This window comes from Ruegeria sp. P8 (assembly GCF_056534665.1).
In genome coordinates, this window is record NZ_JBQERC010000005.1 from 75,100 (window position 1) to 99,087 (window position 23,988).

At 58.1% G+C, this 23,988-nt stretch carries 22 protein-coding genes; 8 read left to right on the forward strand and 14 right to left on the reverse strand.

Features of this window, described 5'->3' with window-relative positions:
* Window positions 1–19: 19 nt before the first annotated feature.
* The 7 genes from addA to regB all read right to left on the reverse strand — a co-directional run bounded on the left by addA (window position 20) and on the right by regB (window position 11,462).
* Window positions 20–3,379, reverse strand: coding sequence for a double-strand break repair helicase AddA (gene addA, locus ACR0BZ_RS09165; protein WP_480920059.1), 3,360 nt, complete (start codon window positions 3,377–3,379; stop codon window positions 20–22).
* On the reverse strand, window positions 3,376–6,300 hold the full coding sequence (gene addB, locus ACR0BZ_RS09170) for a double-strand break repair protein AddB (RefSeq protein ID WP_480920060.1): 2,925 nt from the start codon (window positions 6,298–6,300) through the stop codon (window positions 3,376–3,378). Before addB ends, addA begins: the two co-directional genes overlap by 4 nt.
* A complete protein-coding gene (locus ACR0BZ_RS09175) occupies window positions 6,293–6,979 on the reverse strand; it encodes a nucleotidyltransferase family protein (protein ID WP_480920061.1) in 687 nt (228 codons plus the stop codon). Before ACR0BZ_RS09175 ends, addB begins: the two co-directional genes overlap by 8 nt.
* A complete protein-coding gene (locus ACR0BZ_RS09180; protein ID WP_480920062.1) occupies window positions 6,976–7,980 on the reverse strand; it encodes an aminoglycoside phosphotransferase family protein in 1,005 nt (334 codons plus the stop codon). The genes ACR0BZ_RS09175 and ACR0BZ_RS09180 overlap by 4 nt, the downstream gene beginning before the upstream one ends.
* Complete coding sequence (gene tsaE, locus ACR0BZ_RS09185; protein WP_480474435.1) at window positions 7,977–8,450, reverse strand: tRNA (adenosine(37)-N6)-threonylcarbamoyltransferase complex ATPase subunit type 1 TsaE; 474 nt, start codon at window positions 8,448–8,450, stop codon at window positions 7,977–7,979. The genes ACR0BZ_RS09180 and tsaE overlap by 4 nt, the downstream gene beginning before the upstream one ends.
* 42 nt (window positions 8,451–8,492) lie before the next feature.
* Window positions 8,493–9,998: a PAS-domain containing protein gene (locus ACR0BZ_RS09190; protein ID WP_480920063.1), complete on the reverse strand. Its 1,506-nt coding sequence runs from the start codon at window positions 9,996–9,998 to the stop codon at window positions 8,493–8,495.
* 66 nt (window positions 9,999–10,064) lie between these two features.
* Window positions 10,065–11,462 (reverse strand): sensor histidine kinase RegB, encoded by a 1,398-nt coding sequence (gene regB / locus ACR0BZ_RS09195; protein WP_480920064.1) that lies wholly within the window; start codon window positions 11,460–11,462, stop codon window positions 10,065–10,067.
* A gap of 90 nt (window positions 11,463–11,552) precedes the next feature.
* Between regB and ACR0BZ_RS09200 the strand changes: the two genes are divergently transcribed.
* A complete protein-coding gene (locus ACR0BZ_RS09200; protein WP_480546092.1) occupies window positions 11,553–12,179 on the forward strand; it encodes an SCO family protein in 627 nt (208 codons plus the stop codon).
* An 81-nt stretch (window positions 12,180–12,260) separates the two neighbouring features.
* A complete protein-coding gene (locus ACR0BZ_RS09205) occupies window positions 12,261–12,815 on the forward strand; it encodes an ActR/PrrA/RegA family redox response regulator transcription factor (protein ID WP_050604676.1) in 555 nt (184 codons plus the stop codon).
* A 38-nt stretch (window positions 12,816–12,853) separates the two neighbouring features.
* Here the strand turns inward: ACR0BZ_RS09205 and ACR0BZ_RS09210 are convergent, their stop codons facing one another.
* Together ACR0BZ_RS09210 and ACR0BZ_RS09215 are read right to left on the reverse strand one after the other, a co-directional pair.
* Complete coding sequence (locus tag ACR0BZ_RS09210) at window positions 12,854–13,576, reverse strand: SGNH/GDSL hydrolase family protein (protein WP_480559136.1); 723 nt, start codon at window positions 13,574–13,576, stop codon at window positions 12,854–12,856.
* Window positions 13,577–13,612: 36 nt separating this feature from the next.
* A complete protein-coding gene (locus ACR0BZ_RS09215; RefSeq protein WP_480506833.1) occupies window positions 13,613–14,206 on the reverse strand; it encodes an HD domain-containing protein in 594 nt (197 codons plus the stop codon).
* 206 nt (window positions 14,207–14,412) lie between these two features.
* Between ACR0BZ_RS09215 and ACR0BZ_RS09220 the strand changes: the two genes are divergently transcribed.
* The 4 genes from ACR0BZ_RS09220 to ACR0BZ_RS09235 all read left to right on the forward strand — a co-directional run bounded on the left by ACR0BZ_RS09220 (window position 14,413) and on the right by ACR0BZ_RS09235 (window position 17,460).
* Entirely contained in the window at window positions 14,413–14,727 is a 315-nt protein-coding gene (locus ACR0BZ_RS09220; protein ID WP_480486861.1) for a hypothetical protein, read from the forward strand.
* A gap of 102 nt (window positions 14,728–14,829) precedes the next feature.
* Window positions 14,830–16,218 (forward strand): adenosylhomocysteinase, encoded by a 1,389-nt coding sequence (gene ahcY / locus ACR0BZ_RS09225; RefSeq protein ID WP_480773112.1) that lies wholly within the window; start codon window positions 14,830–14,832, stop codon window positions 16,216–16,218.
* Window positions 16,219–16,231: 13 nt separating this feature from the next.
* Window positions 16,232–16,981, forward strand: a complete 750-nt coding sequence (locus ACR0BZ_RS09230) for an extensin-like domain-containing protein (protein ID WP_480920065.1) — start codon at window positions 16,232–16,234, stop codon at window positions 16,979–16,981.
* A gap of 137 nt (window positions 16,982–17,118) precedes the next feature.
* Entirely contained in the window at window positions 17,119–17,460 is a 342-nt protein-coding gene (locus ACR0BZ_RS09235; RefSeq protein WP_267366309.1) for a DUF2853 family protein, read from the forward strand.
* 219 nt (window positions 17,461–17,679) lie between these two features.
* Here ACR0BZ_RS09235 and ACR0BZ_RS09240 read toward each other — a convergent pair whose 3' ends face one another.
* The 5 genes from ACR0BZ_RS09240 to tsaD form a co-directional block, all read right to left on the reverse strand.
* On the reverse strand, window positions 17,680–18,975 hold the full coding sequence (locus ACR0BZ_RS09240; RefSeq protein WP_480920066.1) for a hypothetical protein: 1,296 nt from the start codon (window positions 18,973–18,975) through the stop codon (window positions 17,680–17,682).
* A gap of 160 nt (window positions 18,976–19,135) precedes the next feature.
* On the reverse strand, window positions 19,136–19,558 hold the full coding sequence (locus ACR0BZ_RS09245; RefSeq protein ID WP_480474453.1) for an EVE domain-containing protein: 423 nt from the start codon (window positions 19,556–19,558) through the stop codon (window positions 19,136–19,138).
* Complete coding sequence (locus ACR0BZ_RS09250) at window positions 19,558–19,827, reverse strand: YciI family protein (RefSeq protein ID WP_480482615.1); 270 nt, start codon at window positions 19,825–19,827, stop codon at window positions 19,558–19,560. The genes ACR0BZ_RS09245 and ACR0BZ_RS09250 overlap by 1 nt, the downstream gene beginning before the upstream one ends.
* Before the next feature lies 1 nt (window position 19,828).
* A complete protein-coding gene (locus tag ACR0BZ_RS09255; protein ID WP_480920067.1) occupies window positions 19,829–20,791 on the reverse strand; it encodes an NAD(P)H-dependent glycerol-3-phosphate dehydrogenase in 963 nt (320 codons plus the stop codon).
* On the reverse strand, window positions 20,788–21,885 hold the full coding sequence (gene tsaD / locus ACR0BZ_RS09260) for a tRNA (adenosine(37)-N6)-threonylcarbamoyltransferase complex transferase subunit TsaD (RefSeq protein ID WP_480920123.1): 1,098 nt from the start codon (window positions 21,883–21,885) through the stop codon (window positions 20,788–20,790). The genes ACR0BZ_RS09255 and tsaD overlap by 4 nt, the downstream gene beginning before the upstream one ends.
* Window positions 21,886–21,983: 98 nt before the next feature.
* On the opposite strand from tsaD, the gene ACR0BZ_RS09265 reads away from it, so the two are divergent.
* Both ACR0BZ_RS09265 and ACR0BZ_RS09270 read left to right on the forward strand, forming a co-directional pair.
* Window positions 21,984–22,697 (forward strand): uroporphyrinogen-III synthase, encoded by a 714-nt coding sequence (locus ACR0BZ_RS09265; protein ID WP_480482621.1) that lies wholly within the window; start codon window positions 21,984–21,986, stop codon window positions 22,695–22,697.
* A 54-nt stretch (window positions 22,698–22,751) separates the two neighbouring features.
* Entirely contained in the window at window positions 22,752–23,978 is a 1,227-nt protein-coding gene (locus ACR0BZ_RS09270) for a COG4223 family protein (RefSeq protein ID WP_480920068.1), read from the forward strand.
* Window positions 23,979–23,988 lie beyond the last annotated feature (10 nt).

The window sequence follows — 23,988 nt, forward strand, 5'->3', positions numbered from 1 at the left end:
GGGGCGGCAGTAGGTAAGGTCAAGATATCTGGGTGCAGGCCACGGCATCCGTCACAAGATCGTGTGGCAGCCACATAAGATTTGCCGTTCTTGTCCAGAGGATTGCGGTGCGTATCTTATGGTTTGGATAGATCTGCGACAGGGCCTGCGCATACGCGCCCATTTGGCGAAGCAACCCTTCGGGGCAATCTTTGACCCGGTTCGGAACGGTGGCATTTGATTTGAAATCAATCACATGGACTTCGGTGTCTGTCACGATCAGGCGGTCGACAATCCCATACATTCGCTGCCCGTTCAGGTCGGCAGTAACAGGTATTTCGGCCAATGTGTCCGGCGTGAAAATGTGTCGCAGGCTTTCGGATGTCAGCACGCCTGTGACTTCGGTCAGCAATGCGTTCTGATCCTCGTGCCCCATGTCGGGCAGCAGGCGGGCGCAAAGCTCTGGCCAGTGGTCCTGTGTGACTTTGGGCAGATGCTCAAGCAGCAGGTGCACACGGGTTCCGCGCAGTTTGGCAGCGTCTTCATCCAAACCAGCGTCACCCGGCAACGCCTTGGCACCACCCATAGCCGAAGGGCTGATAGAGGCCGCCGGTACAACTGGTTCTGGTGCGGGGTGCAGGAACATGTCGGGCAGTTCTGCATGTTTGGCCAATGCAACTGACTGCTCGACCAATGGCAACCCATCCCAGTCGCCATGGGACAGCCGACGTTTATCTGAACCAGGCAGTTGCGTTGCCCCGGCCTTTTCCATCGCCGCTTCGACCATCTGGTACCAGCTGTTGCCATCATTACCCAAATCACCCGCCGCCGCCACGATCAGCCACTTTTCGGCCCGTGTTAGAGCCACATATAGCAGGCGAAGCCGTTCGTTTTCCTCGCGGGTGCGCGCCTCTGACCGGGCGTGAGTGATCAGGTTTGGCGATTGGTCTGCCGAAACCTTCCACAGCGGTGTCCCGTCTGCCACCATGATTTCGGCGTCGCGTGGCGGCTGACGTTTGCCGGTATCCGGCAGAATGACGATCGGAGCCTCCAGACCTTTCGAGCCGTGCACCGTCATCACCCGGATCATATTGCCGACCCCGCTCATCTGTCGTTTGATTTCCAGATCGTCGGTCTGCATCCAGACCAGAAATCCCGTCAGGCTGGGGATATCCGTCCGCTCGTAGGCCAACGCCTGCGACAGCAGGGCATTGATACCGTCTTCTGCCTCGGGTCCCAGTCGGCCCAACAGGTTTCGCCGCCCGTCATGTCGGGTCAGAATGCGTTCGATCAGGTCATAGGGGCGCAGAAAGTCGATCTGACTGCGCAGATCGTTCAGCACGGCCAGGGTTTTGGGGAAATCGTCGGCGCGTCTGCGCAAAGCAGCCCACAGGAATTGCTCCTCCCGCTTATGGGCCAGATCGAAAAGCTGCTGCTCGGACCATCCAAACAGCGGGGATTTCAGAACTGTCGCTAGCGACAGGCTGTCTTCGGGTGTGGCCAGAAAGCTAAGCAGCGCAGCCAGATCCTTGACCGCAAGTTCGGCACCCACTTTCAGCCGGTCCGCCCCGGCGATGGGAAGCCCGGCAACCTTGCAGGCGCGAATGATTTCGGCAAACAAGTCGGACCGGCGTTGCACAAGGATCAGAAAATCACCCGGTTGCACTTTGCGTCGAACAAACTGGCCCTGCGTGTCCCCGTCTTCAGGGATCGTTTCGCCGTCATCGATCATTTTTTTGATCGTCTCAGCCACCCGTTCGGCCAGAATAACGGTATGATGCCGCGATCCGGGCCGGTCCACCGGATCGGTCCAATCCCCCTCTTCCGCGTCTTCGACTTTCTCGACGACGGGCCAAAGATCAACCCGACCGGGCAAATCGGATTTGAAGGCGCGGTGCTGGCTTTCCTTCTGAAATCCCGCATCGGCGCGGTTCTCAAAATGCGTGTCGACCAGAGACAAGATCGCGCTGGAGGATCGGAATGAATATTCTAGCGTCGAATCCCACAGTTTAGAGCCTGATTCAGCGAGTTTTCGGTCAAACTCTTCCTGCATCCGGTCAAAGGCTTGCGGGTCGGCGCCCTGAAAGGAATAGATCGATTGCTTTTTATCGCCGACCACGAAAATCGTGCGCTCGACCCCTGATCGGGCCCCTTCCCCACTGGTGAATTCCTGAGCCAGTTTTTCGACCACATCCCATTGATCGGGGCTGGTGTCTTGCGCTTCGTCGACAAGAATGTGGTCGATACCCCCGTCTAGACGGTACAGCACCCATTCGGCCACCGCCGGGTCATTCAGAACCTGACGTGCGCGCAGGATCAGGTCGTCGAAATCCAGCCACCCCCGCAACTGCTTGCGGCGTTCATATTCCGGTAGGAATGCAGCGGCAAAGCGGTGCAAAACGGCGGTTTTCTGGGTGGCAACCAGCGCCAGTCGGCGTTCACGCGCGGCCTCGACCCGCAGCATGAGAGCTTCGAGTTGAGGCATCCGGTCCGCCAGCGCACCTTCGCGAAGGGGTTTGGTGGGAAAGCCGTTGATCTTGGCGGTAAACGGTTCTTTTGCGCCTTTTCCGGTCAGCAGCACGTCTTCCAGCATGGGCAAGTGAGCCAATCGTGCGTCGGTGAACCCTGCCAGCCTTGCCGCAGCCTTGGCATTATTGCCGCCACTTTCGAGCAAAACGGGCAGCATTGATTGGATCAGCTGGACCTCACCACCCTGAAAAACGCTTTGGAACAACGCATTATCGTCGAAATGCGAGGGCAGTTCGAAGCGTTGCAGAAGATCAGACCAATCCAGTTGCTGCGCGAACAGGTTGCGTTTCTGGGTGATCGCCGCAGTCAGCTTGTCAAAGCCTGTATCGGTGACAAACTGGGCCACGTCTTCGATCAGCCTGGCCTGCGGGCCTTCTGCGAAATCTTCAACAATTTCTTCCCTTAGCAAAGCTGCCGCACGGTCTTCCATTTCCGAAAACTGCGGGCTGACCCCGGCCTCGAGCGGGAAACGACGCAGCAACGAGGCGCAGAACGAGTGAATTGTCTGAATCTTCAAGCCGCCTGGCGTCTCGATGGCGCGGGCAAACAGGGTGCGCGCTTGTGCCAACCGGTCTGAATCGATAACGCCGGTCACGCCCAGTTCGGCCAGGTCCTTTTGCAGCCTGGCATCTTCCAGCATTGCCCATTTGCCAAGACGGTCAAACAACCGGTTCTGCATCTCGCTGGCAGCAGCTTTGGTATAGGTCAGGCAAAGTATGTGCTGCGGTTGGACGCCACCCAGCAGCAGGCGCGCCACCCGATCGGTCAGAACCCGTGTCTTTCCTGACCCCGCATTGGCGGCCAGCCAGGTCGAGGCATCGGGTCGCGCGGCCTGCACCTGCCGTTCGGTTGCTTCGTTGCGCGCGCTCATGTCAAATCCTCGGGGCGCGTTTCGGCTGTCCGGTCCCACTCGCCGAACCTGGCCAGATGATCATAGTCACCGATATCCGTATCCTTGTGTAGCATTCGGCGGGACGAATACCCCTGATCAGATTCTAAATAAGCCGAAATCAGCTCTTTCAGCTCGGCTAGAACCTTGTCGGCGGGTTCTTTCAGCAGCGGCGCGGGCACCTCTTTATAGGCACCACCCATCCCGATGAAGATCGCCTCTGCCACCGCCATCGGGTCAAGCCCTTCGATACCGCCCTGCTCGGCCATTGCGGCCTCGATCAGCAATTGCTTGTCGAATTTGGTCTGCTGGCTTTCTGTCGGAGGCGCGCCGGTTTTATAGTCGATGATCCGCAAGGCCCCCCGGCTGTTGTGATCGATCCGGTCGGCGCGCCCTGTTATGGTGAAATCCAGCGGGTTCAGCACCAGCTTCATCGCCGCTTCAAAGGCCACTGGCCCGCCATCACCCCGGCGCGAAAGTTCGGCGCTGATAAAGTCGTCTGCGTTCCGTTCCAGTCGCGCAAGCCACAGGTGCCGCGCCGTGGGCCAGGCGACATGCTGCTCCAGCAATGCGTGCGCGCGCTTCAGGAAATTCTCACGCGTCAGCAAGGCGTTGTCGAGCACGCTATCCTTGACGAAATGTTCGAGGATTTCGTGGATTACGATCCCCCGCAGCAACGCGTCGGGTGCCTGGACAAGCGGGTCGAGAGGTTTCAAACGCAGCACATGCTTGGCATAGATGGCATAAGGATCGCGAATTAGCCGCTTGATTTCCGTTACTGACAGGTGACGTGGACGCGCGGCAACTGGCGGGCGCGGGGATGGGCGTTGCGCGGGGTCAATGCGCGGCGCGTCTTCCAGAGCGTCGGACCAATTCAGCCAGTTTTGGCCACGGGCGCGCATTTCGGCCAGCGCTTGGGGGCCACCCTGCTCAGGCAGGCCTTGCAACAGGTTTGTCAGCCGGTTCACCCAACGGGACGGCACCGTTTCCGCATCGTCCGAGCGGGTTGCGCGGGTTAGCCAGACCTCGGGCGCGCCGATGGCCTGTTGAAAATCATGCGCCGACAGGCCAATCCGCCGTTCGGGCAGCAACAACCCCGCTTTGTCACGCATCTGCCGGTTCAGCCAGGGGTCAGGAGCCGGAGCTTCTGGCCAACTGCCTTCGTTCAATCCGCCAAGGATCAACAGGTCCGCACCTTGTACCCGCGCTTCGAGTGTGCCCCAGATCATGATATGCGGATGTGGCGCGTCGCGGTCGCGGACCTCTTCCCCTGCAAGCAACGCGCCCAGAAGATCGGCAAAATCATGGGCTGTCATCGGCCCGCCATGTTGCGCCTCATCCCTGAGGGAATTCAGCACTGCCAGCGCTTTTTGACCCGCGTTCTTGTCCCAAAGCGTGCCGGTTTCACCTGCACTGCCGGCCGAGATCGCCTCGGCAAGTGTTGTGAGCCGATCTACCCAGTCGGAAAGCGCCAACTCGCCACAGATCTGTTGATCGCAGAAGTGGTGAACAACCCAGTGGGCCCAGCTTTCGGGGGCTTCTTTGCGTACTGCAAATGCTGCGAGGCTGGTGCCATCCGGAAATGGCGGGCCATTGCGGCGCAGGTCCAGTTCCAGATCACGCGTGTGCAGCAAATGGTTACCGCGTTCACTGCCGTCATGGCACAAAGGGTGTTTTAGCAAGGTAAGCAGCGCCTCGCCCTCCAGACGGCGCGTGAACAGACCAGCCACATGTCGCAGAAACCGGCCCGGAGGCGAGAGTTGCAGCGGCAGGCCGGCGCTGTCATCCGCCAGAATGTTCCACCGGTCCAGCGCGGCGCTGACCTGACGGGTCAACATGCGATCGGGCGTGATCAGGGCGGCGGTCTGACCGGTTTCAGCAGCCTGTCGCAGGCGCAGGGCAATGGCCAAAGCCTCGTCCCGCGGTGATTGCGCCTCGACCAGTGTCAGGTCTTTGGTTGCGCCGAGTAGATCAGCCAGTTTCGGGCCTTCGCTCATCCAGGCATCGGTGATCGGGGCCGGGCGCAAAGCCAGGGAAACCAGACGGTTACGGGCAGGCGAGGGGGCGTTCAGGTCTGTCCAGGGGGTGATCTGGCCGGGTGACAGGCCCAGCCCGCGCATCAACTTGCGAAACCGGTATTGCGGATGATCTTCCGAAGTCAACGCATCATCCAACCCTTCCCAAACGTGATCCGGCTGGTCGAAATCGTATCCGGGCAGTACCAGCGCCCCCTGCGGCAAGCGCGCGACGGCGTCCATCAGCATCAGCGTGGTGCCGCGCGAACCGGTTGACCCGGCCAGAATAACCGGATGCAGGGGGGGGGCGGTCTGCCAGCGGGCGATCAGGTTTTCGACCACGCGACGTTGGCGGGCTTGCGCATCCATCACCTGCGAGCCCGTGTCAATGAAATGATCTGCGATACCGATAAAGGTCTGAGCCCGCGCCCAATGGCCGGACATGTCGCTGACATCCAGCCCCCGGATCGTGTCCGGTGACACACCTTCGCCCTGCATTTCGTCAATCAGCGCCGCCAGACTGTCGGACAGGTCAAAAACCGACGACCGCGCGGCCAGATCTGGTTGTTGTTCCAACAATTTGGCTACCAGCTGCGTCAGTTCCAGACGCCGCCGAAGGGGCGGAATGGCAGGTGGAATATGGGCCAGATCAGCGCTGTCCCCCAGATCGGTTAACAGCGAGATGCGGGGCAGCAGGCAAGGTGGCCCCTGATTGAACAGATCACGTACGCGCCGCTCCATGCGTCGCGTGTTCAACACCAGTTCCACCCGCGCCAAAGCCTCGGGCGGGCCTGAACAACGCCGCTTCAGACCGTCGACCAACGCCTTGGGGAAATCCGTACCGGGCGGAACAGCGAAGACGCGGGGAAGGGGTTCGGGGTCAAACATCGGCAAGCAAATCCTCGGCCAGAGCGATCCCATCGGGGCGACCCACATCACACCAGCGCCCGGGATACTCGATACCGAACAAACGCCTCTGGTCGTGCATCTGGTTCCAAAGCAGGTTCAACGAAAACGCCGGCTGCGAGATGGCGTGCAGCCCTTGTGTCTTGAGGATCTGCGCGCCCCCGTAAACCAAGCCGGGCCCACGCGTGATCCGCCCCGCCCGATCAGCGGTAAAATCACCGGGCCCGTCGTGACCTATGGCCTGCGCAGTTGGAACACACATCAAAAGCGCATCCATGCGGGCCGGATCCCATGCGTTTTGCAGCAGTTTCAATGGATTTGGGCCGGACCAGATTGCGTCGGTATTCAGGGTGAACACTGGGTCGGTTCCCAGCAATGGCAGGGCTGCGCGCAACCCGCCGCCGGTTTCCAGGATCTCCGGCTCCTCCCGCGATATCAGAATGCCTTTAGGCCCGAGATGCGCGTCGAGCTGATCGGCGTGGTAATGCACATTTGCCGCTGTGCGAACAGGGCCAAGGTTGTCGACAAGATCCAGCGCATGGTCGATCAGGGGGCGCCCGGACACTTCGATCAGCGGTTTGGGTCGGTCCTTGGTCAACGCGCCCATACGGGTGCCAAATCCGGCGGCAAACAACATTACGGCAAAGGGTGATCCGGTCATTGCGGCCTCAGCCTGGCCAAATTCTGAGGTGTTGGTCGGGGCAGAGCGTCGTGCAGCAGCGAGGCCACCGAAACAAGGGCAGGGTGTTCCAGATCCCGCATGAGGTGCGACCAGACCGCCGGGATCATGTCCAGATATTGCGGCTTGCCGTAATCGGTTGCCAGCCGCGAAAAACCGCCAAGGATGCGAAGATTTCGCTGCGCGCCCAATACGCTGTACGCGGTCCGAAACTCGTGATCATCCATACCTGACCCTGCAATATAGCGGTTGATCATCTGCATTTCTGTCCCGACCGAAACATCGCGGCGAATGTCCTGAAGCAAGGACACCAGATCATAGGCGGGGTGCCCCAGCATGGCCAATTGGAAATCCAGCAATCCGACGCGCCTTATGCCGTCGCGCTCGGGCAGCCAAAGAAGGTTTTCCGCGTGATAGTCCCTTTGAATGACAACTTTGCCCCCAGAGGTTTCACGGTGCAGAATATCGGCAAACCGAAGTTCGAACCGGTCCAGAACGTCCTGATCAACATTGCCCTGAATTCCAGCGGCATATTTCGTAAGCGCCAGCGCCGCCAGGTCCGTCATCAGGGCCGGGTCGTAGGACGGTAGCGACAATAATGGGGCCTGATGCAGGTGAAGCAACACGTCTGTTGCGGCCTCGTACAAAAGGCGTTCTTTGGACGGGTCTTTTTTCAGAACACGTGCAAACAGATCATCACCCAGATCTTCCAGCAGCAGAAATCCATATTCAGCGTCTTCTGCGTAAGTCTCGGGCGCACTCAGTCCAATCGAACGCAGATAGTCGGCAATGCGCACAAACGATTCGACGCTTTCGCCCTTGTCAGGTGGCGCATCCATCAGGACAGCCGTTCGCCCACTGACCGGATCGGTCACACGTTCGTACCGGCGGTTCGATGCGTCGCCGGCCAGTGGTGCACGCGTTGCCCCGGCCCAAGGAGTTTGTGCAATAAGGGCTTCTGCCAGGACTGTCCTGTTTGTCATCCGGCATTCTCCAGCTTTTTTACCCATTTCGGATCGGCCCATGACAAGGACACGTGGCGGGTATCTTCTGTGTCAGGGTCTGTTTCGAAGGCCAGCTTTAACGCAGCGGCAGGGGCTAGTGCGCCCAGCTTTTCCGGCCATTCCACAAGGCAGATTGCTGTGTCAAAGGCATCGACCAAACCCAGTTCATCCACTTCCTCTAACGCGTTCAGCCGATAAAGATCGCAGTGCCAGATCTCACCGGCCGGGGTGTCGTAGGTCTGAACCAAAGTGAATGTGGGTGACGGCACATCTTCCGGTTCAGGCATGAGTGATTGAATGAGGCTGCGTGCGAAATGCGTCTTGCCGCTGCCGATTGCACCACTAAGCAACAGGACATCCCCGGCATCAAGCGAAGACCCGACACGGGTCGCAAAATCTGCGGTTTCATCGGGCGATCTGAAGGTCAGGGTTTGGGGGGGCGTCGTCATGGCGCCACAATGACGTTCTGCCCAATCGGCTGCAACCCCGGTTCAGGCGCTGATCTGTTTCATCGGAGCTGTTTTTGTCAGAATATCCACGGGTGCAAACCGCACGATCGTCGCACCGTTATGAACCGGTGAAACCGTGCAGTCCAAAGTGATGCCCGACCGCATCCGGATTTCAGCCGTCCACTCCGCCCGGTTATCCCGCATTTCGACGAAATCCCGGATCTCTCCCAGAATCGGCGTAGCAACACAATGGTCCTGCCACCGCCGCGTGACATCGGTGACCGTGTCGTTCTGAAAGCCGATTTCCTGTGCGTCGCCCCAAAGTTTTTCGTAGGCGTAGTTGGTAAGGGCCAGGGTGCCATCATCGGCAAATACAGCGATTGCATCGGCCAGCTTGTCCAATATGGATTGCATAAGATCCATCTCGGACCGGAAGCGGCGCGTCAACGTGATTTCTGCCGTAATATCTTCGAACAGAAACGCAACAGCCCCGTCAGGGTGCGGCCTGCCGCTTACAGAATAAACCGAGCCGGAGGGAAGCGACCATGTTTCGTGGTAATTGCCGCCCTCGGCTGCTTCGAGCAGGTCGTTCATCTGACGCCGCCATGTACGGTAGTTCTTGGGCTCTGGCATCATGTGCTGATCCCTTAGCCGGTCGAAGAAACTGCTGATATTCGGGCGGCAGCTGAGGAAATCCGGCGGCAACGTGGTCAGATCGATCAGGGCCGGGTTGAACAGCGCCAGTTGCCGGTTGCGATCGAAAATGGCCAGGCCGATCGAAAGTTGAGCAAACGTCTTGGTCATGGTCTGCACGAACTTGCGTTGCGCGGTTTCCGCTTCGACAATGGCGTTGATGTCTGTGGCGTAACATAACCGCCCGTCTTCCTGTTCGATCTGCGTCAGATCGAACCACAACTTGCTGTTGGACCCAGTCACATCTACCGAAACCCTTGATTTTCCAAGCGACGGCGCATCAGAGGTGCCCGGAAACAGCGGGGCAGTCAGATCGGCATCCTGACCACGCGCCCGGCGAACAAGCGTGACATAAGCCGCATTGCACCATTGCACCTGGCTGTTGTGATCCAGCAACCATACTGGATAGGGGGCCTGTTCCATGGCCAAACGGCTCGGTTCACTCAGCGTGCTTGACCCAGTCGGAGGTACTCTGGCCGGTTCGTGCAGACGCACGCGGACAATCCCGTCGATCCATTCACACACGACTTCGCGTTCGACTGTGCAATCAATGGCCGAGATTACCAATACATTTTGATCGCGAACCTTTTCGGGTGTTTCGGGGAAGGTGGGGAAATCCCTTTGCAGCAGGCGGCGCAAGTCCTGCCAGCTTCCAACATGTTCGAACCCGGCAAGCGCGATATCGGAGTGACTGATCAGGTGATCACCATCAAACAGGAATACCGCATCAAACAGGGATGTTGTTGAAAACAAGCCAAAGACATCGTCGCGTCGCGTCTGGCGTGGCAATAACCACTGTACGGCAAAGCATCCCGATACCAGGCTGATCGCGGCCAGAATGATCCAGTCGGCCATTAATTTCCCCAAGGTAGAACCAAACCCCGGCTGACTATGGGCAGGATAGGTTAACGGCTCCTTAACTCATACTTGAATGCGTTTGTTGGAACCGGATGGAACCGGAGTGTCACCCTTTTGCGCGTCAATCAGGTTGCGCGGCCACGAGACCTTGACGATTGCACCTGTCCTGTCTTTTTGATCGGTCAGGTGCTGATACGGGTCCGTGCCATTTGCGAATTTCAGTTCGGCCCCGCTGCGTTCCAGCAACGTTTTTGCGATGAACAGTCCCAACCCCATGCCTTCGTATTCCGGGCGGGTTCGCAAGTCGGCTTCGGCCCGTCTGCGGCGCATGAAGGGATCACCGATGCGTCCAATCATGTGCGACGGGTAGCCGCGCCCGTCATCCATGATGCTGACGGTGATCCTGCTGTCTGTCCATTCGGCTTCGACCCAGACATTGGCGCGGGCAAAGTCCACGGCATTCTGGATCAGGTTGCGAAGCCCGTGAATAATCTCGGGCTTTCGCAGAATCGAGGGTTGCAGCACATCTCCGTCCTGCGCCGGGCCTTCCGAAAAATGAACGACCTTGCCCCGGTCAACATGCGGTTCGGCGGCTTCGTTCACCACCGTTGAAAGTGGAGCCTGCCGCAAATGCAGGTCATCTTTTCCGGCACGACCCATATCGCGCAAAATGTCGCGGCACCGATCGGCCTGTTCGCGGATCAAGGCCGCGTCTTCCTTGAGGTCGGGACGGTCGTCCAGCTCTTCGATCAGTTCCGCACTTGTCAGTTTGATCGTGGCCAAGGGGGTGCCCAACTCGTGCGCGGCAGCGGCTACCACGCCGCCCAGATCGGTCAGTTTTTGCTCGCGGGCCAGCGCCATATGGGTGGCAGCCAGCGCTTCGGACATGGATTGAACCTCGGAACTGACGCGGTGAGAATAAGCACCGATAAAGACGATGGCGATAATGATAGCCGCCCAGTTGCCAAACAGCAGGATTTCCGGAATGTCCAGAAACACTCCGATGTTGGTCCGCAGCGGCAGGTGGAATTCCGCCAGCAAAGTGGTCAGAACAATCGCAACAGCCCCAACTATCAAGGTCGACCGTGTGCTCATCACATTGGCGGAAATCGTGACCGGCCCCAAAAGCAGAAGGGCAAAGGGGTTGTTCAGACCGCCCGTCAGATACAACAAGATCGACAGTTGCAGCAGATCGAACAGAACCATCAGGAAGTTTTCGAACTCGGACATCCGCTTGTTCTGTGGAAACAACATAATGGCAGTCAGGTTACCCATGACCGAGATCCCGATGGCCAGATAGCACAGGCCCAGTTCCAGCTGCACGTGATAGTATTGCTGGGCCACGGTGATGGCGGTGATCTGACCAAAAATGGCAACCCATCGCAACAGGATCAGGGTGCGCAGGCGGATCCAGCTGCTGCGTTCCTGGCCGCGCCAAAAAGTCTGATTGGAATCTGCCATCGGTCGCTTATGTCCTGTTGCAAAGGCTGGTCATCTTGATAGGTGTCCCGGCCGGAACGATCAACAACCCCTTGCGACCGGAAAACCGAAATGACCCGCCTATACGCAATTCTTGCAACTCTCGTTCTGGCTATTGGCCTAGGTGCGATGTGGCTTTTGACGCGTGGGGGCGGATCCGGCGACCAGTTTGCACAGTGCCGATCCGGGCAGATCGCCGGGGGGACCGCTGCTATCGGCGGGCCGTTTGAACTGGTGAATGGCAAGGGTGAGACGGTGACCGACAAAGACGTGATCACCGAACCCACACTTGTCTATTTCGGCTATACATTCTGCCCCGATGTCTGCCCGTTTGACATGTCCCGCAATGTTGAGGCCGTGGATATCCTGAACCAGCGCGGGCAGTCGGCCACTGCGCTGTTCATCTCGATCGATCCCGAACGGGACACGCCCGAGGTTGTGGATGATTATGCCTTCAATCTTGGCGGCAAGACGATTGCGTTGACCGGTTCGCCCGAACAGGTCAGGGCGGCCAGCAAGGCTTACAAGACCTATTACAAGGCACAGGATAAAAGCGACGAATTCTACCTTGTTGACCATTCCACCTTCACCTATCTGGTGACGCCCGAACATGGTTTCCTTGAATTCTTCAAGCGCGACGACACCGCCGAACAGATGGCGGACAAGGTCGGGTGCTTTCTGGAACAGGCTGCGCCTTAACAAGGTTGTTTGACCTTTGTTTCTGCGCTGCTATTACTCATGTTTAAGCCAAAGGCATGAAATAGCGGAAAGACCTAACATATGGCAGACAGTTCTCAGCTTGATATCGGCCCTGATAAATCCCTGCTTTTGGTGGATGATGACGAGCCGTTCCTGAGACGTTTGGCCAAGGCCATGGAAAAGCGTGGGTTCGAGGTTGAGACCGCAGGCTCCGTCGCTGCAGGCCGCGCAATTTCCACCGCCCGCCCACCGGCTTACGCAGTTGTTGACTTGCGACTGGAGGATGGCAACGGTCTGGATGTGGTTGAGGTTCTGCGCGAAAAGCGCCCTGACAGCCGGGTTGTGGTTCTGACCGGGTACGGGGCGATTGCGACCGCAGTCGCCGCGGTAAAAATCGGCGCAACCGATTATCTGTCGAAACCCGCCGACGCCACCGACATCACCAATGCGCTGCTGGCCAAGGGTGACGAATTGCCCCCGCCGCCGGAAAACCCGATGAGCGCGGACCGCGTGCGTTGGGAGCACATCCAGCGGGTTTATGAGCTGTGCGACCGGAATGTCAGTGAGACCGCACGGCGGCTGAACATGCACCGCCGGACCTTGCAGCGGATACTGGCTAAGCGCAGTCCGCGTTGAGACTATAACCTAATCACCGCAAAAAACCCCACTCAGCGTCACTGAAGGGAACACTTTATTTCAGCGCAAAGCTGCTGTGTCAGGTGACGATAACCGATTGGATTGGGGTGTAGGCCGTCCGATGTCCACTTGTCGATGTTATCACTATACCCGGGAGGGGAGTTGAGAAACGTGCAGTTTCCCATCTCCAAGCAAGCTTGTTGTGCTGCAATGTTGTAGGTGGTTCGAAACGTTTCGTTTTCGATAGTCCAAGTTTCGCTTGCGACAGGCAGAACGGCACGCCAGATCAATCTGTCTACGGAGGTGAACACATCCGCTAACTGCTTAACATATTTCGGAACCTCCTCCAGAGGTGTGTCGTTCAGGGCGTCATTAACCCCAACACCCAAGTACCAGACCGGAACATGAGTGATGAGCTCCGGGTGTACCCTTGCTATTAAGCCTTGGGTTGTGTCCCGACTGATTCCCAGATTCAATGCGTTTGAAACGATGTTGCTGGTTAGCCATCCCTCGATGATGGAATCACCAATAAATGCGATTTGAATATTCGGCGACGCTAGAGCTTGGGAAATCGGTCGTTTGTGCAGCCACACCATTGTCTGATAGTGTTTAGTTTCTGTGACGGGAGTATGCGCTCCGGTAAGCTTGCGTACTGTCTTCGCCAGATACCCAGTTCTGATCAACACGGCTGCTAGCGCCAGGATCAGCACCAAATTTGTTGCAAGCAAGATCCGGTTCCCAATCGGTCGTTTCGCGCTCATTTCACCATTACCTTTAGCTGTTCAGGTTGCACGTCGCTAAAGTAGCGCGAGAAGCACTGTGTGCCGATCTGTGTAGGCTTTCCTTACTTCGACCGGTGGTCTCAGCGTAATCTCCAATCCCTCCATCACCGCTTTATCCGGGCGACCAAAGAATTTCGTTGCCTCAGCGTCAGAAAACCCTGCGATTTGGGTGGCCTCCATCCAGGCGCTGATTTTGTCGGCCTTCTTGATCTGCCGTTTCACCGCTTTTGGCACCTCAGCGGGCAGGCCGAACCGAATGTGGATCGCCGCCGCCAGCCGGTCGTCCAAGGCGCCGTAGCCGGGGCCGACGGCGGATTTGACCGGGGAAATCATGTCACCGATCACGTATTCCGGCGCGTCATGTAACAGGGCTGCCAACCGCCATTTGACGGGTGTCTTGGGGGCAATTCTGCCAAAGAGCTCCTCAACCAACAGGGAGTGCTCGGCGACTGAATAGGCGAAATCGCCGCGTGTCTGCCCGTTCCAACGTGCCACAAAAGCAAGCCCATGCGCGATATCTTCGATCTCGATATCCACCGGGGTCGGATCCAGCAGGTCCAGCCGACGCCCCGATAACATGCGCTGCCATGCTCTGGGTTGTGTTGCCATTTTGCTATGCCTCGCCTGACCGGACGCGATTGCGCCATATTTTTGTGTTATGATGTACCTGTCTGGATCACTTGCTGCCAACAGTTTCTTGAGCATTTGTGCTTTGAAACGGCGCGCCATGATCCCGACATCAAAACCGAGGGGGGCACATGCTTCTCCCGGTGTGCTCCTCTCGACCGTGAAACGCGAAACGATAGGAGTTTGTCATGTTCAAGCGTTTATTCGCCATTGCCCTGACCTTTGGAATGGCCGCGACCGCCCCACCAGCTTTTGCCCGAAGTTGCGCAGATCGCGACGATATTGTCGCCAAATTGCAGGAAAACTACGCCGAGGAATTGGCCTTTGGCGGTTTGCAAAAGACGCGCGACGCGCAATCTGTGATGGAGGTCTGGGCCTCGAAGGAAACGGGCAGTTATACCGTTTTGGTAACCAATGCGAACGGGATCAGTTGTATTGTTGCCGTTGGCACCGATTTTTTTGAAGCGATACCAAAGATAAAAATCGAAGGCACGCCAAGCTGAAAGCGGCCAGCAGGCTTCCGGTAACAGTCTTCAAAGTTGCCACCTGCCCCAAGGAGTGCTAGGGGCAGCCGGGACTGTGATTTACCGAAAATGGAGCGCCTGATGGCCGTGGACTATATCGTTAAAGACATTTCGCTGGCCGGGTTCGGCCGCAAGGAATTGGACATTGCCGAAACCGAGATGCCGGGGCTGATGTCCCTGCGTGCGGAATATGGGGACAGCAAGCCTCTGACAGGTGCGCGTATCGTTGGGTCGCTGCACATGACCATCCAGACCGGCGTTCTGATTGAAACGCTGGTTGCGCTGGGTGCGGATGTGCGCTGGGCGTCGTGCAACATCTTCTCGACTCAGGACCATGCCGCCGCCGCGATTGCCGAGGCGGGCATTCCCGTCTTCGCCATCAAGGGTCAGACACTGGAAGAGCATTGGGATTATCTGGATAAATCCTTCCTGTTCGAAGACGGTCCGAACATGATCCTTGACGATGGTGGCGACGCGACCCTGTACATCCTGCTGGGCGCGCGTGCTGAGGCAGGCGAAGACGTCATCCCTGTTCCGGGTTCGGAAGAGGAAGAGGTGATCAAGAAGCAGATCGCCAAGCGTATGGCGGCCAGCCCCGGTTGGTTCACCAAGATGCGCGACCAGATTCAGGGTGTGTCCGAGGAAACCACCACCGGCGTGAACCGTCTGTATCAGCTGGTGAAAGACGGCCACCTGCCGTTCCCGGCGATCAACGTGAATGACTCGGTCACAAAGTCGAAATTCGACAATAAATACGGATGCAAGGAATCGCTTGTTGACGGTATTCGCCGCGCCACCGACACCATGATGGCCGGTAAGGTTGCCGTGGTTTGCGGCTATGGCGACGTGGGCAAGGGCTCGGCCGCCAGCTTGCGCGGTGCAGGTGCGCGCGTGAAGGTGACCGAAGTTGACCCGATTTGCGCGCTGCAGGCTGCGATGGATGGGTTCGAAGTGACCTTGCTGGAAGACGAAGTTGCCAGCGCGGATATCTTCATCACCACCACCGGCAACAAGGACGTGATCCGCATCGAGCATATGCGCGAGATGAAGGACATGGCCATCGTTGGCAATATCGGTCACTTCGACAACGAGATTCAGGTGGCTAGCCTGAAGAACCACAAGTGGACCAACATCAAGGAGCAGGTGGACATGATCGAGATGCCTTCGGGCAACCGTCTGATCCTGCTGTCTGAAGGCCGTCTGCTGAACCTTGGCAATGCCACAGGTCACCCGTCTTTCGTGATGTCGGCTTCGTTCACCAACCAGGTTCTGGCACAGATCGAACTGTTCACCAAAGGTGACCAGTACGAGAACAAGGTCTACATCCTGCCCAAGCATCTGGACGAAAAAGTGGCCCGCCTGCATCTGGATCGCATCGGCGTGAAGCTGACGAAGATGGATGCGGATCAGGCGGCGTACATCGGTGTCAAACCGGAAGGTCCATACAAGCCGGAACACTACCGCTACTGATTGTCGTCTGACGATGACGCAGAACAACGGTCGCCGCCGGTTTCTTTACTCGGCGGCGTTCTTTGTTTTCAGGGTTCTGGTTGTGGTGATCGTGCTGGGCGGCGGCGGCTGGGTGCTGTTGGCGCATCCAAAGACACCGGTGCCATCGCACTGGAACCCGTTGCGCGACCTGAAAGTCAGCGCGCCGGTCACGCCGGTCACCAGGTATCAACTGAACCGCGCCGTGGCGGACGAAACCCAGTGTCGGGCTACGTTGGCCGAAGCGGGGGTTCATTTCGAGGCGATGGAGGATCTGGTCATTGACCAGAACTGTGGCATTGCCGCACGCGGCCTTCTGACCCGACTGGCCACCTCGCATATCGAAGCCGTTGAAACCAGTTGCGCCACGACATTGCGGCTGGCGATGTGGGAACACCATGTCGTGCAGCCGGTCGCGCACGAACTGCTTGGAACCGGTATTGCCCGATTGCGCCATGTCGGAAGTTACAATTGCAGGCGCATGCGCACCCTGAAGGGTGAAAACAACGGATGGAGCAGCCATGCCCGTGCGGACTCGATCGATATCATCGGTGTAGAGACGAGCGATGGCCGCGTGCTGACCCTGTTAAAGGACTGGCAGGGCTCTGGCGCCGAACCCGCGTTCCTGCGACAGATCTGGCGGGGCGCGTGCGACTGGTTTCGTGTGGTTCTGGGCCCGGACTTCAATCGCTTGCACGCGGATCATTTCCACCTGCAAGGTTCTGGCTGGGGGTACTGCAGATAGGTCTTGCATCCTGTGCCTTCCAGCCCCCGTTAAGGGGGAGGAAACGCAGTTTTTTGTCCTTTTTGGCAGACCTGTGACACGTCTAATCTCGGCTATCGGTGATTGGTGCCGGATTAACGGATTAAGGAGATTAGGACATGGGCAAGCGCGACGAGCTGATCGCCAAATACGCTGAAGATCTGAAAAACAAGTGTGGGATGAACCCCGATATGGACCTGCTGACCAAGGTCACAATCGGTTGCGGCCCGGCGATTTATGACGCAGATGCGGCAACTGTTGCAGCCAGCCAGGAGTCCGAGTTGGAAACCGTCAAAAACAACTTCCTGATCAAGAAACTGGGCTTGTCCGATGGTCCCGAGCTGATGGCAGCGATCAACAAAGCCATGGAAACCTATGGCATGTCCGAGCGCAACAAATACCGCGCCGTGGTCTATTACATGCTGACCAAGCATTTCGGAAAAGAAGCCGTTTACGGCTGATCTTTCCGCGCATTCCTGAAACGCCTGTCGTCTTCCCGGCGGGCGTTTTGTATTTGAGTTGTTTTTTAAGGACTTGGCATTTGAAACGTCGGGCACGGTTGGGCTAAGGTCGAACCGTGACCAGGACGGTCAGAACCAGACATTTCCATACGCGTGTGGTGAGTAGGGAGCACGCGGGGGTAGGGAAGGTTCTGCATCGTCAGGGCCTTCCCTCATTACTCATCTGAACTCTTTTAGGATACGCGCGATAAGGTTTTCTGCGCTGTCAGGCTGAACGGTTGAATTGTCGTCCGCATTTCCGCCGCTGCCTTCCAGATAAACCTCGATCCGCCCCGGGCGCGTCTTGCTGCCCGAGCTTGTGAAGTCCCGTGCGATACCCCCAAGTGCATCGGCGGCCATCGCGGCGTTTTCGGCGTCATCGGGATGGTAAAACCGGACCTGGGTTTCTCGGACCCGGTATCCCACCCGAGCTGTTGCCACCACTGTTGCCTGACCTCGGGCAAGCAGTTCCAATGCCCGGTTGCTGGTCTCTTGCGAAACTCTCGACGGTACAAAAAGCGAGACCTCCAGACCAATGGCTGGCGCCAAAAGAAGCGGTTTCACCTCGGTGTAGGGTCGATTGGCGGGTGTGTCGATCTCTTGCGGAATGGGATCATGGGCTATCTGTGATGTCTGCGATAATCCGCCCTTGTTCAGCGGATTGAGATTGCGAAATCGTGGATCATACAAGGCAGGAATCGCGGCTTGAATGTCTGAAGCAGTTGCGACGGCCAACATGGGTTCCATCTGGGCAGGAATGAAAATCTTGGGCGGCGTTAAGGAAACTTCCGGCTTCTCCGTTGCCGCTTCAGGATTCGGGCCGGTTGCAAACTCGCTTTCCGGCATGACAGTGTTTTCCGGTTCCTGGGCGGGCGTTGCATCGGATTGATCCAAAATTACCGGATCGACGGACTCGCTATTTGGCTTGTCCAAGGGTTCGCTGACGTCGGCGGGGATTGAGAAAGGCTCAGGCTCGGAGGGCCCTGAAACCAACAGATCCTCTGGCGTAGGGGCGTCATTCGGGTCCGGCAGGCTGGTGGCTGCGGCCTCAGGCGGTTCTTCGGGGGCCAGAAAGGTTTCAGAAAGCGCATTCAGAACGGCCTGATCTTCTGCGTCTGCGGTTGGCCAGTCATCTAAAAGATTTGCAATGACCCATTGCAAGGCGGCCCCGCACAAAAGGGCAACCAGTACTAACGCGACCCGAGTTTTCCGTTTTTTTCTGACGCGTGGCTTGTCCAGATTTAGCGAGCGGACCCGTTCGGAAACGATCTGCTCAGTATCTGTATCGTCCGGTGGGGGCAGAACGTCCGATTGCGCAGAGGTCGAAGCAGGTTCTTTCAGCGCCTCTTCTTGCGCCCCCGCAAGCACCGACGCGCGCTTCTCCCGCGCCTCTTTGAGGCGCGCTTCCCAGGTTCTCGTGCTTTTCGCAGCAACGGTGTTATCGAGTGTCCCGTTGCCGTTTTCAGTGTCAGACACGGGGTTCAAACTTTCAAAACATATCGAATTTATCCGAACAACACCAAGCGGTTACGACCAGAGCAATTATAACCTTCAGGTCCCTACCCGGCGTAGCCCTTGGAAACATAACACCTTGCCGGGCGTTTGAGAAGTTTTGCACCTTGTACAGGACGGCAGGTCAATCCGGCTGCGTTTCACCCAAGGCGCATATCGCCTTCCATTGATCGTCAGTTACCGGCTGCACCGATAAACGAGAGTTTTTCACCAACACCATTTCGGCAAGCCGTTCGTCGGCCTTGATCTGGTCCAGTGTCACGGGTTTGGAAAAGGACCGGACGGCCTTGATATCCACGCATTCCCAGCGCTCATCATCGGTGGAATTGTCGGGATGTGCCTCGGCGCATACTTCGACAATACCAACAACTGACTTGTCCTTTTGAGAGTGGTAGAAGAACCCCCAATCCCCAATGGCCATCTGACGCATGAAATTGCGCGCCTGATAGTTGCGCACACCGTCCCATTCCTCGCCCTTATCCCCCTTGGCCATTTGCTGTTCCCAGCTCCAGGTCGAAGGTTCGGACTTGAATAGCCAATATGCCATCAGCCGATCACCTTTTTCCAGGGAATCAGTTCAACCGACTGGAACAATCCAGCCTTCGCATAGGGGTCATTATCTGCCCAGTTTTGCGCAGCAGCTAGATCTTCGACGTCGAGCACAACCAGCGAACCGATCATGGCGTCGCCATCCAGCAGCGGCCCTGCCTGCGATACAACACCCGTTTCTTCGATATAGGCCAGATGGGCCGCGCGATTGTCCAACCGGGTTTGCAGTGCCCCGGCTTTGTCACGGGCGATGAGTGCGATCAGCATGTTATTCCTCCTTGAGTGGGCGATTGAGCAGGTTTTGGATGGCCTCGGTCACACTGTAGGCACCATGGCTCAGATCCGCCACCGTTGTACTGATGGGCATGTCCAGCCCTTCCTTAACGGCAATCTCTGACATGGCGCGCGCGGTGGCGACGCCTTCGACAGTAGTATGTTGGTCAAATGGTTGGTTCAGGCCCAAACTAAGACCAAAACGGTAGTTTCGGGACAGCTCTGAGGAACAGGTCAACACTAGATCTCCAAGCCCGGACAAGCCCATCAGGGTGTCAGGACGCGCGCCACGCAGGGCGGCAAAGCGCTGCATTTCCGCAAAACCGCGAGTCATCAACGCGGCACGGGCGCTGTCCCCCAGCCCCGCGCCGATTGCTGCGCCGCAACCGATGGCCATGATGTTCTTCAGCGCCCCGCCAAGTTCAGCACCTATGGTGTCAGTGGTCCGATAGAGGCGCAGGTTCGCAGTGGCCAGTTTGATCTGCAATGCTTTGCCAAGATTCGTATCACCGCAAGCCAGCGTTAACGCAGTGGGCAAACCGCGCGCTATGTCATCAGCAAAGCTGGGCCCTGTCAGCAAAGCGATCGGGGCGTCGGGGACAACATCCCTGATGACCGCAACGGGCCCGAGGCCAGAATCCAACTCTATCCCCTTACAGCAAGCGACCAGTGTCTTGCCGCGCAGCACCGGGGCGTGATCCTGCAAGGCGCTTCGCAATTGCTGCATAGGAACGGCCAAAAGCAGAATGTCAGCCTTCGACGCCTCAGCGATATTTGCGGTTACGGCGATGTTCGTGGGTAAGGAAACTCCAGGCAGCCGGGTGGAGTTTTCGCGCGTCTCGTACATCTGCCGCGCCTGATCGGCGTTTCTGGACCATAGCGTTACTGGCCCGTTGCCTGATAGCGAGATCGCCAAAGCGGTACCAAACGCGCCGGATCCCAGGACAGATATGTTCATGCCTTGGCCCCTTTCTTACCGCTGCCCAGCATGGCCGGGCTGTGTTGATCCAGCGGCCAGCGGGGGCGGGCAATCAGGTCCAGACCGTCGCGCGCGCCGGTGCGAAAGCGTTCAAGACCCGCATAGGCAATCATCGCGGCATTGTCCGTGCACAAAGCCAGCGGAGGTGCCGTAAACCGAGCGCCTTGCTGGGCGCAAACAGACTCTAACGCTGTCCGAATGGCCGAATTCGCTGCCACCCCACCTGCGACCGCGACAACGGGATCAGCAGGGTTGTGATCAAGATACAGATCAATCGCGCGGCGGGTTTTCTCGGCCAATGTGTCCACTATGGCCTGCTGGAATCCTGCGCACAGATCAGCACGGTCCTGACGGGTCAACCCACCCTTGTCGGCCACGATCTGGTCGCGCATCCGCATCAACGCTGTTTTCAGCCCCGAAAAAGACAGGTCACAGCCGGGCCGGTCGAGCAGTGGCCTGGGAAAGCGGAACCGCTGGGGATTACCATCACGGGACTCAGCCTCGACAGACGGGCCGCCGGGTTGCGACAGGCCCAGCAGGCGAGCGGTCTTGTCAAAGGCTTCCCCAGGTGCGTCGTCGATTGTACCGCCCAGGCGGGCAAACTGCTCGGGACTATGGGCGATCAGGTATTGGCAATGGCCGCCCGACACCAGAAGCATGAGGTAAGGGAAGGCGATGCCGTCCGTCAGGCGGGGTGTCAAGGCGTGACCGGCAAGATGATTGACGCCAATCAGCGGCAAGCCCGTGGCGGCGCTCAGCCCTTTGGCGCACATGACACCGGACATGACCCCTCCGATCAGACCGGGCCCGGAGGTGACGGCAATAGCGTCCATGTCGCGAAGTGACAGACCGGCGGCCTCCAGCGCCTGCATGACACAGACATCCAGCTTTTCGGCATGCGCACGGGCCGCAATCTCGGGTACGACACCGCCAAAGGCGCTGTGCAGATCGGTTTGACCGTGCACCACAGAAGACAGGATCTCGGCTTTGGCACCTTCGGTCTGGCGCACGACAGCTGCGGCTGTGTCGTCACAGCTGCTTTCCAAACCCAATACGGTAAGTGTTTGCACCATCACCCTGATCCGTTGCATCATGTATATACGGCGGGGTATCACCCTGCGCGGATGCAAACAATCCTGAAGGGTCAAGGCGCCACACGTTGTTTTTGTTGATGACCCGCCCCCGCTCCGCCTCGGAAAGGTTTGTCGAGCAGCTGCCAACCCGCGTCAGATCCCGGGTTCAGGTCCTCTATTCGCCGATCATGGAAATCCGGCCTCTGCCAGTTGCGGTGGATACCAAAGGTGTAAAGGGGTTGATCTTTACTTCGGCCAATGCGGTAAATGCGGCGGTCTCGAAAGGTGTTGACCGCACTCTGCCGGCCTATTGCGTGGGACCCGCAACAACCGGTACCGCGAAAGGGCATGGGTGGCAGGCCAAGATGGTTGGAACCACGGCAGAAGAATTGGTCGGGCATCTGCTCAAGCATCGGCCCAAAAGCCCCCTTTTGCACCTGCGGGGTGAGCATACACGGGGCAATGTCGCTGGCAGCCTGACCGAATCTGGTCTGACCGTTCGGGAACAGCCAGTCTATCAGCAGCGGTTGTTGCCGCTAACACCCGAGGCCACCGAGGCCGCCGAAGGAAATCTGCCGATAATTGCTCCGCTTTTCTCGCCGCGCACGGCGCGACATTTTGCCGATATTTGGGCCGGATCAGCCCCCCTTTGGCTGGTTGCGATCAGCCAGGCTACGGCTGACCCCCTTTATTCTTTGGACTATGAGCACCTGAAGATTGCAAAACATCCGACACCGAAGAAAATGCGTAAAGCTGTTAAAAAGCTTGTGAAACATGTGTTGCGGGTTGAGGGTGGCGAGGTCCCCGATTAACTTAACCTGGGCTGTTATTAATCTGAATTTGGATTCGATAAGGGGAATATTGCGGTGGCTGGTAAGAAGAAATCCGATCAAAAGCCGGTGGAACCCCTCCTAGCGGATGATGCAGTCGAAACTGATCTGCGGCAGGACGATACGCCTGTTGACCCGGCTGAACCTGTAGAAGAAGACCTGTCCGAAGCCGAAGCCGAAGCCGAAGCCGAAGCCGAAGCCGAAGCCGAAGCCGAAGCCGAAGCCGAAGCCGAAGCCGAAGCCGAAGCCGAAGCCCCGGTCACTGAAAAGACCGTCGAACGCGTAGTTGAAAAACGTGGCGGTTTCGTTCCGGCCCTGTTGGGGGGCGCGCTGGCTGCCGTTGCAGGTTTCGCGCTGGGCAACGGAGGGCTGCTGCCAACCAGCCCGGACAACTCGGGAGCGCTGGCAGAGCTGGAAGCAAAGCTGACAGAGCAGTCGGACCAGATCGCCAAACTGTCACAGGCGCTTGCAAACAGCCCTGATGTGTCTGGACTGGCAGATCAGGTCAAAACGTTGTCGGACAAGCTGACACCGGTTGAAGGCGACCTGAGCACGGTAAAATCCTCGGTTGATGCGCTGTCCGGTCAGGTCGCGCCATTGACGGAACGGATCGCTGCGCTGGAAAAAGCCCCGATTGCCTCCACTGCCTCGCCCGAGGCAACCGCCGCGTTTGAGGCGGAACTGAAGAAACTTCAGGATTCGCTGGCAGCGCAACGGGCTGAAGTCGAAAAAATGGTTTCGGACGCTCAGGCCCTTGAAGCGAAAGCCTCGGCAGAAGCACAAGCCGCAACGAATGCTGCCACTCTGGCGCGCCTGCGTGGGCAGCTGGATACCGGCCAGCCTTTTTCGGAATTGGTTGCTGAATTGAAGGCAGGCGGCGTGAATGTGCCGGACGCCCTGTCCGGCCCGTCGGAAAAAGGCGTGGAAACACTGACCGCGCTTCGGGCGTCGTTCGAGCCTGCGGCGCGAAATGCATTGGCCGAGGCGCGCGAGGCTGACAAAGGAACGGGTTTGGTCGCCTTCCTGCAACGTCAAACGGGCGCCCGTTCCGTCACGCCTCAGGAAGGTGATGGTCCAGACGCTGTTCTGTCGCGCGCGCAGGCTGCGCTGGCAGATGGCGACCTGACCAAAGCTTTGAATGAACTGAAATCACTTCCCGAAGTGGCGCAGGCTGCGATGGCCGATTGGGAGCAGGCGGCCGGGGTACGAGCCGCCGCCGTTGACGCCGTGAATACGCTGGCTTCCAGCCTGAACTCGAACTGAAGGACCTGCC

Excerpts from the sequence above, each read along its gene's own strand:
- addA (WP_480920059.1), bottom strand. The coding sequence starts at position 3,379 with ATGAGCGCGCGCAACGAAGCAACCGAACGGCAGGTGCAGGCCGCGCGA.
- addB (WP_480920060.1), bottom strand. The coding sequence starts at position 6,300 with ATGTTTGACCCCGAACCCCTTCCCCGCGTCTTCGCTGTTCCGCCCGGT.
- ACR0BZ_RS09175 (WP_480920061.1), bottom strand. The coding sequence starts at position 6,979 with ATGACCGGATCACCCTTTGCCGTAATGTTGTTTGCCGCCGGATTTGGC.
- ACR0BZ_RS09180 (WP_480920062.1), bottom strand. The coding sequence starts at position 7,980 with ATGACAAACAGGACAGTCCTGGCAGAAGCCCTTATTGCACAAACTCCT.
- tsaE (WP_480474435.1), bottom strand. The coding sequence starts at position 8,450 with ATGACGACGCCCCCCCAAACCCTGACCTTCAGATCGCCCGATGAAACC.
- ACR0BZ_RS09190 (WP_480920063.1), bottom strand. The coding sequence starts at position 9,998 with ATGGCCGACTGGATCATTCTGGCCGCGATCAGCCTGGTATCGGGATGC.
- regB (WP_480920064.1), bottom strand. The coding sequence starts at position 11,462 with ATGGCAGATTCCAATCAGACTTTTTGGCGCGGCCAGGAACGCAGCAGC.
- ACR0BZ_RS09200 (WP_480546092.1), top strand. The coding sequence starts at position 11,553 with ATGACCCGCCTATACGCAATTCTTGCAACTCTCGTTCTGGCTATTGGC.
- ACR0BZ_RS09205 (WP_050604676.1), top strand. The coding sequence starts at position 12,261 with ATGGCAGACAGTTCTCAGCTTGATATCGGCCCTGATAAATCCCTGCTT.
- ACR0BZ_RS09210 (WP_480559136.1), bottom strand. The coding sequence starts at position 13,576 with ATGAGCGCGAAACGACCGATTGGGAACCGGATCTTGCTTGCAACAAAT.
- ACR0BZ_RS09215 (WP_480506833.1), bottom strand. The coding sequence starts at position 14,206 with ATGGCAACACAACCCAGAGCATGGCAGCGCATGTTATCGGGGCGTCGG.
- ACR0BZ_RS09220 (WP_480486861.1), top strand. The coding sequence starts at position 14,413 with ATGTTCAAGCGTTTATTCGCCATTGCCCTGACCTTTGGAATGGCCGCG.
- ahcY (WP_480773112.1), top strand. The coding sequence starts at position 14,830 with ATGGCCGTGGACTATATCGTTAAAGACATTTCGCTGGCCGGGTTCGGC.
- ACR0BZ_RS09230 (WP_480920065.1), top strand. The coding sequence starts at position 16,232 with ATGACGCAGAACAACGGTCGCCGCCGGTTTCTTTACTCGGCGGCGTTC.
- ACR0BZ_RS09235 (WP_267366309.1), top strand. The coding sequence starts at position 17,119 with ATGGGCAAGCGCGACGAGCTGATCGCCAAATACGCTGAAGATCTGAAA.
- ACR0BZ_RS09245 (WP_480474453.1), bottom strand. The coding sequence starts at position 19,558 with ATGGCATATTGGCTATTCAAGTCCGAACCTTCGACCTGGAGCTGGGAA.
- ACR0BZ_RS09250 (WP_480482615.1), bottom strand. The coding sequence starts at position 19,827 with ATGCTGATCGCACTCATCGCCCGTGACAAAGCCGGGGCACTGCAAACC.
- ACR0BZ_RS09255 (WP_480920067.1), bottom strand. The coding sequence starts at position 20,791 with ATGAACATATCTGTCCTGGGATCCGGCGCGTTTGGTACCGCTTTGGCG.
- tsaD (WP_480920123.1), bottom strand. The coding sequence starts at position 21,885 with ATGGTGCAAACACTTACCGTATTGGGTTTGGAAAGCAGCTGTGACGAC.
- ACR0BZ_RS09265 (WP_480482621.1), top strand. The coding sequence starts at position 21,984 with ATGACCCGCCCCCGCTCCGCCTCGGAAAGGTTTGTCGAGCAGCTGCCA.